General features: G+C 65.9%; 7 protein-coding genes. All 7 read left to right on the top strand.

Annotated elements, in window-relative coordinates:
* Positions 1–165: 165 nt before the first annotated feature.
* The 7 genes from CXY72_RS10670 to CXY72_RS10640 all read left to right on the top strand — a co-directional run bounded on the left by CXY72_RS10670 (position 166) and on the right by CXY72_RS10640 (position 12,062).
* Positions 166–2,634: a phosphoketolase family protein gene (locus CXY72_RS10670; protein ID WP_104127676.1), complete on the top strand. Its 2,469-nt coding sequence runs from the start codon at positions 166–168 to the stop codon at positions 2,632–2,634.
* Between the two features lie 41 nt (positions 2,635–2,675).
* Positions 2,676–4,904 (top strand): phosphate acetyltransferase, encoded by a 2,229-nt coding sequence (pta, locus tag CXY72_RS10665; RefSeq protein ID WP_104127796.1) that lies wholly within the window; start codon positions 2,676–2,678, stop codon positions 4,902–4,904.
* Entirely contained in the window at positions 4,901–6,151 is a 1,251-nt protein-coding gene (locus tag CXY72_RS10660; RefSeq protein WP_104127675.1) for an acetate/propionate family kinase, read from the top strand. Before pta ends, CXY72_RS10660 begins: the two co-directional genes overlap by 4 nt.
* A gap of 107 nt (positions 6,152–6,258) precedes the next feature.
* A complete protein-coding gene (locus tag CXY72_RS10655; RefSeq protein ID WP_199184010.1) occupies positions 6,259–8,931 on the top strand; it encodes a DNA polymerase III subunit gamma and tau in 2,673 nt (890 codons plus the stop codon).
* Between the two features lie 3 nt (positions 8,932–8,934).
* On the top strand, positions 8,935–9,534 hold the full coding sequence (recR, locus tag CXY72_RS10650; protein WP_104127673.1) for a recombination mediator RecR: 600 nt from the start codon (positions 8,935–8,937) through the stop codon (positions 9,532–9,534).
* A gap of 127 nt (positions 9,535–9,661) precedes the next feature.
* Entirely contained in the window at positions 9,662–10,939 is a 1,278-nt protein-coding gene (locus CXY72_RS10645; protein ID WP_104127672.1) for an aspartate kinase, read from the top strand.
* A 52-nt stretch (positions 10,940–10,991) separates the two neighbouring features.
* Complete coding sequence (locus CXY72_RS10640; RefSeq protein ID WP_104127671.1) at positions 10,992–12,062, top strand: aspartate-semialdehyde dehydrogenase; 1,071 nt, start codon at positions 10,992–10,994, stop codon at positions 12,060–12,062.
* Positions 12,063–12,093 lie beyond the last annotated feature (31 nt).

The following is a 12,093-nucleotide window of genomic DNA, read 5'->3' as shown; positions in this document are numbered from 1 at the left end:
ATCTTATGACTGGATTAGCTTGCGTTCAGAAGTAGATCTACTGGACTGTCGCCAGGGGGTGGACGCCTCCGCGGCCTACGGGACCTTTGGCACTTGAGGCACGAGCAAGGCTGAATAGGATGGAAGAAGCGCGGCTGCGTGGCCGCGAGACGATGCGGAGGACCGATGATCCATGATTCCGGCACCATGACCTGGCCTTCGCGTGCACCCGCACCGCTTAGCCCGGAGGCCCTCGCGAGTATCGACGCCTGGTGGCGTGCCGCGAATTATTTGGCCGTCGGCCAGATCTACCTGCTCGGCAACGCCCTGCTGACCGAGCCCCTCACCCGCGACCACGTCAAACCGCGACTGCTCGGGCACTGGGGCACAACGCCCGGCCTCAACTTTCTCTATGCGCACCTGAACCGCGCCATTCAGGAACGCAGCCAGAGCACCATCTATATCACCGGCCCGGGCCACGGCGGCCCCGGAATGGTCGCCAACGCCTACCTTGACGGCACCTACACCGAGGTCTACGCCGACATCGAACAGAACGCCCGCGGCGTGCAGAAGCTGTTTCGCCAGTTCTCCTTTCCCGGCGGAATCCCCAGCCATGCCTCGCCCGAACTCCCCGGATCCATTCACGAGGGCGGCGAACTCGGCTACGCCCTCAGCCACGCCTACGGGGCCGCATTCGACAATCCCAACCTGCTCGTGGCCGCGGTGGTGGGCGACGGCGAGGCTGAAACCGGGCCGCTCGCCACCAGCTGGCATTCCAACAAGTTCATCGACCCGATTCAGGACGGCGTCGTGTTGCCTATTTTGCACCTCAACGGGTACAAGATCGCCAACCCCACCGTGCTCGCGCGCATCCCCGAAGACGAGCTGCTCGATCTTATGCGCGGATACGGTCACACTCCATACATCGTCTCCGGCGGCTTCGACGGCGAAGATCCGCTGCTCGTGCACGCCCGTATGGCCGAGACCCTCGATCTCGTACTCAACCAGATTGCCGAGATCAAGGCAGCCGCGGCGAAGGCCGATAAGAACAACGAGGATTTCACCCGCCCGCGCTGGCCGATGATCATCCTGCGCACTCCCAAGGGCTGGACCTGTCCCGCCCTCATCGATGGCGTGCAGGTGGAGAACACCTGGCGGGCGCATCAGGTTCCGCTCGCCAACGCCCGTGACACCCCGGAGCACACGGCCCTGCTCGAAAAGTGGATGCTCTCCTACCGTCCCGCAGAACTGTTCGACGCGACCGGTGCTCCCGTCGCACACATCCGAGCTCTCGCCCCGGTCGGCCCCCTGCGCATGAGCGCCAACCCGGTCGCCAACGGCGGACTCCTGCGCCGCGACCTGCACCTGCCCGACTTTCGCGATTTCGCCGTCGACGTGCCAGAGCCGGGCGCAACGGTTGATGAGGCCACGCGGGTGCTGGGCGGCTACCTGGCCGAAGTCATCCGCTTGAATCCCGACAACTTTCGCATCTTCGGGCCGGATGAAACCGCTTCGAACCGGCTGGCCCCGCCGGTCTACGAGGTGACCGATAAGCAGTGGAACGCCGAGATGAAGCCCGGCGATACCAACCTGGCGCGCGCCGGCCGGGTCATGGAGGTGCTGAGCGAGCACCAGTGCCAGGGGTGGCTCGAGGGTTACCTGCTCACCGGGCGGCACGGGCTGTATAACTGCTACGAAGCCTTTATCCACATCGTCGACTCGATGTTCAACCAGCACGCCAAATGGCTCAAGGTGACCGCCGATATTTCGTGGCGGGCGCCGATCGCGAGCCTGAATTACCTGCTCAGCTCGCATGTCTGGCGGCAGGATCACAATGGCTTCAGCCACCAGGACCCCGGATTCATCGACCACGTCGTCAATAAGAGCGCCGACGTGGTGCGGGTCTACCTGCCCTTTGACGCGAACACGCTGCTGAGCACCTACGACCACTGCCTGCGCAGCGTCGACTATGTCAACGTGGTCGTGGCCGGCAAGCAGCCAGCGCCGAACCTGCTCACCATGACCGAGGCCGTCGCCCATTGCACCCGGGGGCTGGGCATCTTCGACTGGGCGGGCACTGAAATTGCCGGTCAGGAGCCCGATGTCGTGCTCGTCGCGGCCGGCGATGTGCCGACCATCGAGGTGCTCGCCGCCGCCGAGATTCTGCGCGAGAATCTGCCGAATCTCAAGCTGCGGGTCGTGAACGTCGTCGACCTGATGCGCTTGCAGAGTGAGGACGACCATCCGCACGGCCTGAGCGACAGCGCCTTCGACGCCGTGTTCACGCCCGACAAGCCCATTATTTTCGCCTATCACGGTTACCCGTGGCTGATTCATCGGCTCACCTACAAGCGCCACGGCCACGAGAACCTGCACGCTCGCGGCTACAAGGAGAACGGCACCACGACGACCCCGTTCGACATGGTCATGCTCAACGACCTCGACCGGTACCACCTCGTCATGGACGTCATCGACCGCACCCCCGGCCTCGCCGCCCGCGCCGGCCTGCTCCGGCAGCAGATGCAGGACGCCCGCCTGGCTGCGCGCCAGTACACCCGGGACTTCGGCGAGGACCTGCCAGCGGTCACCGACTGGTCCTGGTCGAAGACGGATGCCGCGCCGCGCGCCGACCAAACCGGCAGCGACAACATCTAGCTGGAACACACTCACACCCCAGATACGCTTGAATGGACAACGTGGCTCGAAGCATCTATATCACCAGCGCCGAAGGCAATACCGGCAAATCGTCAATCGCTCTCGGCGTACTCGACACGCTCACCCACCTGGTGGAGCGGGTCGGCGTGTTCCGCCCTGTTGCCCGCACCGCAACCGAACCCGACTATGTCGTCGAGCTGCTGCTTCGCCACCTGCAGGCCAACGCCGGACCCGGCGCCGCTGCCGGGCAAACCTACGAGCAGAGCATCGGCGTCAGTTACGACGACGTCAACACCGACCCCGACGCGGCCCTGGCCCGTATCGTTGCGCGCTACAAGGCGATTGAAGCCCACTGCGACACGGTCGTCGTCATCGGCAGCGACTACACCGACGTCGGCAGCCCCACCGAACTCGCCTTCAATGCCCGCATCGCCGCGAATCTCGGCGCCCCGGTACTGCTTGTGCTCGGCGGCCGTGTCGGCCCCGGCGAGGGTGAACGCCTCGGCCAGAGCGACGCCCGCTCCGCCATGGACATCAGTCAGCAGACCGACGTGGCGCTAGCGGAATTGCGCGACGAACACGCATCCATTTTGGCGATCATCGTCAACCGCGCCGACGAAATGGCCCTGACCGAGATTATCCAGTCGGTGCGCGCCACGACCAACGCCCAGCCGGCGCGCTCGGGCGGAGCCTTCGGCGTACCGATCTGGGCTATTCCCGAAGACCCCTACCTTGTCGCACCGAGCATGCAGAGCATCATGGAGGCGACCGATGGCACCCTGATCAAGGGCGACCCGGTGCTGCTAGCCCGTGAGGCACTCGGCGTCGTCGTGGCGGCCATGTCGATGGTCAACGTGCTGCCGCGACTGATCGAAGGCGCTGTCGTCGTCGTGCCTGGCGACCGTGAGGACGTGCTGCTGGCCGTGCTGCTCGCCAACGCCTCCGCAACGTTCCCGTCGATCGCCGGCATCGTGCTCAACGGCGGCTTCGAACTCCCCGACGCTATCCAGCAGCTGATGGAGGGCTTCGCCCCATCGCTGCCGATCATTCGGACGTCGCTCGGTTCCTACGACACGACCATGCGCATCACCCGCACCCGAGGACGGCTCGCCGCCGACTCGCAACGCAAGCACGACACGGCGCTGGCCCTGTTCGAAACGCACGTCGACGCGGCCGCACTGCTCGATCGGCTCGATGTGAGCCGGGCCGAGGTCGTCACCCCGCTCATGTTCGAGTACACGCTGCTGGAACGGGCCCGGCAGAACCGCCAGCACATCGTGCTGCCCGAGGGGGAGGACGACCGCGTGCTGCGCGCCGCTGCCACCCTGCTGGCCCGCGATGTGGTCGAACTGACCATCCTCGGCGAGGAATTCGAGGTGCGCTCGCGCGCCATCGGCCTGGGCCTCGACATCTCCAAGGCCCACGTCGTGAGCCCCTACGACGACCTGCTGCGCATCAAATTCGCGCAGGAATATATGCAGTTGCGCGCCCACAAGGGCATCACGCTCGACCAGGCCAACGAGACCGTCACCGACGTGAGCTACTTCGGTACCATGATGGTGCAGCAGGGTCTCGCCGACGGCATGGTCTCCGGGGCCACCCACACCACCGCGCACACCATCCGGCCGAGCTTCGAGATCATCAAGACCCAGACCGGTGTCGGAGTCGTGTCGAGCGTGTTCCTCATGGCCCTCGCCGACCGCGTGCTGGTCTATGGTGACTGCGCCGTCATTCCGGTGCCCACGGCCGAGCAACTCGCCGACATTGCTATCTCCGCTGCGGCGACGGCGGTGCAGTTCGGCATCGAACCGCGAATCGCCATGCTGTCGTACTCCACCGGCAGTTCCGGCGAGGGCGCCGACGTCGAGAAGGTACGCGCCGCCACCGCCCTCGTGCGCGAACGCCGGCCCGACCTGCTGGTCGAAGGTCCGATCCAGTACGATGCAGCAGCGGATGCCGCGGTCGCCGCCACCAAGATGCCCGGTTCCAGCGTGGCCGGTCGCGCCACTGTGTTCATCTTTCCCGACCTCAACACCGGCAACAACACCTACAAGGCGGTGCAGCGCAGTGCTGGCGCCGTCGCGATCGGCCCTGTGCTGCAGGGCCTGCGCAAGGCGATTAACGACCTGTCGCGCGGCGCGCTGGTGCAGGACATCGTCAACACCGTCGCAATCACGGCCATCCAGGCGGCCGGGCTTGCCTCCGCTTCGGACAGCGGCGCGCGGAGCATGCCGGTCGTGGATGCCACACCCGCCGGAGCAACTCGGTGACTGCGGTTCTCGTCGTCAACTCCGGCTCGAGCTCGTTCAAATATCAGCTGATCGAAATGGACACCGAGACCACGTTGGCGAGTGGTCTGGTCGAGCGCATCGGTGAGCTCATGGGCGCCGCCGCACACTCTGTCGCCGGGGTGGCGGCAACGACCGCGGAGGCGGACGCCGCGTCGAAAACACCGGTTTCAGCATCCGCCGATCAGAAATGGCAGCGTGAGCTGCCCATTCCCGACCACACGGCCGGATTTGCCGTGATGCTCGCGGCGTTCGCGACCCACGGGCCATCGCTCGCGGCCCACGCGCCGGTCGCGGTCGGGCACCGGGTCGTGCACGGCGGAGCGCGCTTTCACGAGCCGACCCTAGTGACGCCGCAGGTCGAGCGTGACATCGATGATTTGTCCGGGCTCGCGCCGCTGCACAATCCGGGCGCGCTGCAGGGCATCGTCGCGGCCGGTGAAGCCTTCGCGGATGTGCCGCACGTGGCCATCTTCGATACGGCGTTTCACCAGACGTTGCCTCCGGAGGCGTTCACCTACGCGATCAATGCCGATCTGGCCGAGCGTTTTCGCATTCGTCGCTATGGCTTTCACGGCACGAGCCACGGATTCGTGGCCCGCGAGGCGGCCAACTTTCTCGCGCGCCCGGTGACGGAACTCAACCAGATCGTGCTGCACCTGGGCAACGGAGGCTCGGTCTGCGCGGTCGCCGGCGGCCGTTCGGTCGAGACCAGCATGGGTATGACGCCGCTCGAGGGACTCGTCATGGGCACCCGCTCCGGTGATATCGACCCCGGCGTGCTTTTTCACCTGCACCGCAGAGCCGGACTCGACTTCGATGACCTCGACACCCTGCTCAACCGCGGGAGCGGGCTGCTCGGTCTCACCGGACGCGGCGATCTGCGCGACGTCCTGGAAGCCGCAACGGCCGGTGACGGGCCGTCGCAACTGGCGATCGACGTGTATGTGCACCGAATCAAGGGCTATCTCGGGGCGTACTACGCGCAGCTCGGCCGGCTCGATGTGATTTCGTTCACGGCCGGTGTCGGGGAGAACGCGCCGCTCGTGCGCGAACGGTCACTTGCCGGGCTGGAGGCGCTGGGTATCCGCATCGATCCTGAGCGCAACAAGGCCGCCGAACGGGGCGCGCGCGTCATCAGCGCCGACGATTCCGCGGTCACCGTACTGGTGATTCCCACCAACGAAGAGCTTGAGATCGCCCGCCAGACCTTGGCGACGGTGGGTTAGCCCGCTCGAGGGCCCTGTTCTGGATCGACCGGATTGACGCGCGGGCGCAGAACAGTCAAGGGCGCGAGCGCGGGCGAGTGTCGGTGCGGGCAAGTACCATGGAGAACGTGGTTACCGCCCTGTATCGCCGCTATCGGCCAGAGACCTTTGCCGAGATGATCGGCCAGTCCCAAGTGACCGATCCGTTGATGACGGCGCTTCGCACCAACCGGGTGAATCACGCCTATCTGTTCAGCGGTCCGCGTGGCTGTGGCAAGACCACGTCGGCGCGCATCCTGGCTCGTTGCCTGAACTGCGCCGAGGGTCCGACCGACACTCCCTGCGGTGTCTGCCCGAGCTGTGTGGAACTCGCCCGCGACGGTGGAGGCTCCCTCGATGTCGTCGAGATCGACGCGGCCAGCCACAACGGTGTCGACGACGCCCGCGATATTCGTGAGCGCGCTATTTTCGCGCCGGCTCGCGACCGCTACAAGATCTTCATCCTCGACGAGGCGCACATGGTCACGCCGCAGGGCTTCAACGCGCTGCTCAAGATCGTCGAAGAGCCGCCGGAACACGTGAAGTTCATTTTTGCGACCACCGAACCCGAAAAGGTGATCGGCACCATCCGCTCGCGCACCCATCACTATCCGTTCCGGCTGGTGCCGCCGGGGCCGATGCTCGAATACGTGCAGCAGATGTGCGACACCGAAAAGATGGTCGTTGCCCCCGGGGTGCTGCCACTCGTCGTGCGCGCTGGCGGCGGCTCGCCGCGCGACACTCTTTCGCTCCTGGACCAGCTCATGGCCGGGTCTGACGGGCAGTCCATTGAGTATGAGCGCGCCGTGGCACTGCTGGGCTACACGAGTGCGTCCCTGCTCGACGAAGCCGTTGAGGCCATCGGCGCCCGCGATCCCGCCGCCGCGTTCGATGCGGTCGACCGGGTCATCCAGACCGGGCAAGATCCGCGCCGGTTCGTCGAAGACCTGCTGGAACGCATGCGCGACCTCATTATCGTCGCGGCCACGAGCGTCGCCGGGGCCGCGGCCGTGCTGCGCGGAGTGCCGCAAGACGAACTCGAGCGCATGAGCGTGCAGGCCGCCGCTTTTGGGACGGCCGAACTCTCGCGGACCGCCGATATTCTCAACGCCGCGCTCACCGAGATGAGCGGGGCCACCTCGCCGCGCCTGCACCTCGAGCTCATGATCGCGCGCGCCCTGATTCCCGCGACCGATGACACGAACCGCGGCGCTTTGGCTCGGGTCGAGCGCCTCGAGCGTCGCATCGGCGTCGACGGTGTTGCTGCGGCGCCCGCCGTTGGTGGCTCGGCGAATTCCGCGGCATCTGTGCCGCCTGCCTCGGGCGCGGCTGTCGCGCCTCCTTCGGTGCACGCCTCCTCCGCGCCCGCACCGCTGGTCGAGCCCGCCAAGACCGCCGCACGGGGCATACTGCCCGCCTCCCCAGCGTCGCCATCCTCCGCGCCCGCAGCCTCGGCGCCGATCCTGTCTCCACAACCGGTAGCCGAGTCTGCCATTTCGGGAACGCAGGCTGACCGCCCCACTGACCGCCCCGCTATCGCCCCCGGCGCCCCGGTCACTCTGCAGCAGCTCAAGGATGCCTGGCCGGAGATTCTCGAAGCCGTCAAGAACGAGAAGACCACGGCGTGGCTCGTCGTCTACACCGCTCAGGTGCTCGGTCTGAACGGCGATGTGCTCGCCCTCTCGTTCCCGAGCCAAGCCGACGTCGAGAGCTTCAAGCAGCAAAAGGTTCCCGGAATGGGAACCAGTGATTTTCTGCGCACGGCGATCGTGGCTGTGCTCGGCCTGCGGGTCAAGTTCATCGCGCGCGTCGAAGCGAGCCGGGAGACCTCCTCGCCCAGCGCGTCGTCCGGCGCCTCGCCGACCGCCGCCGCGGAGCCTGCGCCAGCGAACCCCGCACTCGAATCAACCGTAAGTGCAGCACCCGCGGCTGATGCGTTCGAAGCGGCTGAGCCAGATCCAGGGGCTATGGTTTCGGCGGCATCCCGTGCAGCCATACCGACTAAAGCCACACCGACTGCACGTGGGGCTGGTGCTACCCCGCGCACGGCGTCCGTTCCGGCCGCTGCTGCGCGCGCGGTAGCGTCGCCGGGCGCAGGCGCGTCACCGGTCACCGCATCGACCAGTGGGTGGGCCACCGTGGCCATTCCCGGTTCGCCCAATGGTCCGGCATTGCCCGTTATCGCCGACGAGACAACAGACGCCACGGCCGACGCCGCTGCGCCGGTTTCAACGACTGCCCCGGTGTCGGCCTCGTCGTCCTCGTCAGCGACCTCAGTTGCGTCCTCAGTTGTGTCCTCAGTTGCCACTTCCCGGGCTGCGAACTCCGTAGTGCCTGACGCCTCGGCTGCTGCGCCGTTTGCTGCGCCGTTCGCCGCGCCGCCGCGTCACGACGAGCCGCCGTTTGACGATGTACCACCACCGTTCGATGACGACGTTCCCCCCGAGATGGACGCTCCCGCCGACGAACGTGTGCCGAACTACGCGGGGCAGGCTGAGGCATCACCTGTCCAGACCAACGCCGTGCAGACCAACGCCGTGCAGACCAACGCCGTGCAGACCAACGCCGTGCAGACCAGCGCGCAGCGTGGGCGGCAGCACCCGAACGCCGGCCAGCGCGGCGCCCCAAAAGATCCATCGCGGGCGCCGTCGTTCGCAGCGAAGCAGCGCTACGGCGAAGCCGTCGTGCGCGAGATACTCGGCGCCACCTTCATCGAAGAGCAGCCGTACACCGCGGCACCCCGAACCAGAAACGACTACTAGACCATGTATGAAGGCATCGTTCAGGAACTGATCGACGAGCTCGGCCAGCTTCCGGGCATCGGACCAAAGTCCGCCCAGCGCATCGCATTCCACATTCTGCAGACTGAGAAGTTCGACGTGACCCGGCTGGCGAACGTGCTGCTCGAGGTGCGCGACAAGGTGCGATTCTGTGAAATTTGTGGCAATGTTTCCGAGCAGCCCACCTGTCTAATCTGCCGCGACCCACGTCGCAAGCCCACGTCGATCTGCGTGGTTGAAGAGGCCAAAGACGTCGTAGCAATAGAACGTACCCGCGAGTTCAAGGGGCTGTACCACGTGCTCGGCGGTGCCATCAGCCCGATCGACGGCGTCGGCCCCGACGACCTGCGCATCCGCCAGCTGATGCAGCGTCTCGCCGATAACACGGTGCAGGAGGTTATCATCGCGACCGACCCGAACCTCGAGGGGGAGGCCACCGCGACCTACCTGTCGCGCCTGCTCACAACTCTCGAGATCAAGGTGACCCGCCTCGCCTCCGGTCTTCCGGTGGGCGGCGACCTCGAGTACGCCGACGAGGTCACCCTCGGCCGCGCCTTCGAGGGTCGCCGCGAGGTCTCGCACTAGCCACTTCCGCCGCGGTCCGCAAAGCAGCGCAGCGTCACATGGCACCGTCCCCGAGCGCCAGCATTTAGGATGGGACCTTGGACGGGGCGCGCATCATCGGCCCGCAAACCCCCATTTCAGGAGTCACATGAGCTTGATCGTGCAGAAGTTCGGCGGGTCATCCGTCGCCGATGCCGAAAGTATCAAGAGGGTCGCCAAGCGCATCGTCGACACCCGCAGGGCTGGAAATGAGGTCGTCGTCGCCGTCTCGGCGATGGGCGACAGTACCGACGAACTGCTCGACCTCGCCCATCAGGTCACCCCGCTGCCCGCCCCGCGTGAACTCGATATGCTGCTCACGGCCGGTGAACGCATCTCGATGGCGCTGCTCGCGATGGCCATCAAAAGCCTCGGCTACGACGCACGCTCCTTCACCGGAAGCCAGGCCGGCATGATCACGGATGCCCGGCACGGTTCCGCGCGTATCGTCGACGTCACACCGGGGCGTATCCGCTCGGCGCTCGACGAGGGCGCCGTCGCCATCGTTGCCGGTTTCCAGGGTTTCAACCGCGACACCAAAGACATCACCACCCTCGGACGCGGGGGGTCCGACACCACCGCCGTCGCTCTCGCCGCTGCCCTCGGCGCCGACATCTGCGAGATCTACACCGATGTCGATGGCGTCTTCACAGCAGATCCGCGCGTCGTTCCCCGCGCTCGCAAACTCGAGCGCGTCACGAGCGAAGAGATGCTGGAACTCGCCGCTGCCGGGGCCAAGGTTCTGTATATTCGCGCTGTGGAATATGCGCGCCGCCACGGCGTCACGCTCCACGTGCGCTCCTCGTTCAACAACAACACCGGCACCATCGTGTACAACGCCGTGACCGCGCGAGAAAAAGGAGAAATCGTGGAAGAGCCAATCATCGCCGGAATCGCCGCTGACCTGAGCGAGGCGAAGGTCACCGTGGTCGGTGTGCCCGACATCCCCGGCAAGGCCGCGCTCATCTTCAAGATCGTCGCGCGCACCAACGCCAACGTCGACATGATCGTGCAGAACGTGTCGGCTGCCGCCACCGGGCTCACCGACATCTCGTTCACGCTGCCTAAGTCGGAAGGGGAGCGGGTACTCACCGCGCTGACCAACGAGAAGGAGCTCATCGGTTTCGCGAGCCTGCAATACGACGACCAGATCGCCAAGCTCGCCCTGGTCGGCGGTGGCATGCGCACCAATACCGGCGTATCGGCGAAACTATTCGAGGCCCTCTACGAGTCCGGAATCAACATCGAGATGATCTCCACGAGTGAGATCCGCATCTCGGTGGTCACCCGGGCCGACACCATCAACGAAGCCCTCCGCGTGGTGCACACTGCGTTCGGGCTCGACGGCGAGATCGAGGCCGTCGTGCACGGTGGCTCCGGCCGCTAGCCCCTCGACAGCATGAAGTGCCCGTGAGGGCGAACAACGTTAGGAAACACACGTGACCACCTCAGCCAACACGGCCGGTATCAACATCGGCGTCGTCGGAGCCACCGGACAGGTCGGCGCCGTGGTGCGGCGCCTGCTCGAGGAGCGCGATTTTCCGGTACAGAGCATCCGCTTCTTCGCCTCGGCCCGCTCGGCTGGCAGTACCCTCACCTTCAAGGGTGAGCCCATCACGATCGAAGACGCCTCGATCGCCGACCCCACCGGGCTCGACGTGGCCATCTTCTCGGCCGGCGCCACCCTCTCGAAAGCCCAGGCCCCGCGCTTCGCCGCAGCCGGCGTGCTCGTCGTCGACAACTCCTCGGGCTGGCGCATGGACCCCGACGTTCCGCTGGTCGTCAGCGAGGTCAACCCCGAAGCCATCAAACGAGCAGTCAAGGGCATCATCGCCAACCCGAACTGCACCACCATGGCAGCTATGCCCGTGCTCAAAGTTCTGCACGATGAAGCCGGCCTCAAACGGCTCATCGTCAGTACCTACCAGGCGGTGTCTGGCAGCGGCCTGGCCGGTGCGTTCGAGCTGGCCAGCCAGGTACGCGTCGCCGCCCAGGACGAAAACCTTCTGCAGCTCGTGCACGACGGTAAGTCGGTTGCCCTGCCCGAGCCCACCATCTACGCCCGTCCGATCGCGTTCGACGTGATTCCGCTGGCCGGCTCCATCGTTGATGACGGCCAGTTCGAGACCGACGAAGAGAAGAAGCTGCGCAATGAGAGCCGCAAGATTCTCGACTTGCCCGAGCTGCTCGTTTCGGGAACCTGCGTGCGTGTACCCGTGTTCACCGGCCACTCCCTGTCGATCAACGTCGAGTTCGCCAAGCCGATCAGCGTTGCCCGCGCTCAGGAATTACTACAATCCGCCCCTGGCGTCGAACTGAGCGACATCCCCACCCCGCTGCAGGCTGCCGGTCAGGACGCCAGCTTCGTCGGTCGCATCCGCCAGGACGAAGGCGTAGCGGATGGCCGCGGCCTCGCCCTCTTCATCAGTAACGACAACCTCCGCAAGGGTGCAGCGCTGAATGCCGTGCAGATCGCTGAGCTCATCGCGGTCGACCTCGTCGTAGCCTAACCTCGACGCGCGCGGGCCCGCTTTCGCTGGT

It is taken from the genome of Cryobacterium sp. Y57 (genome assembly GCF_002929505.1).
Lineage (GTDB): Bacteria > Actinomycetota > Actinomycetes > Actinomycetales > Microbacteriaceae > Cryobacterium.
The sequence above is the reverse complement of the archived record's forward strand: the minus strand, read 5'-3'. Positions and strand labels throughout refer to the sequence as shown.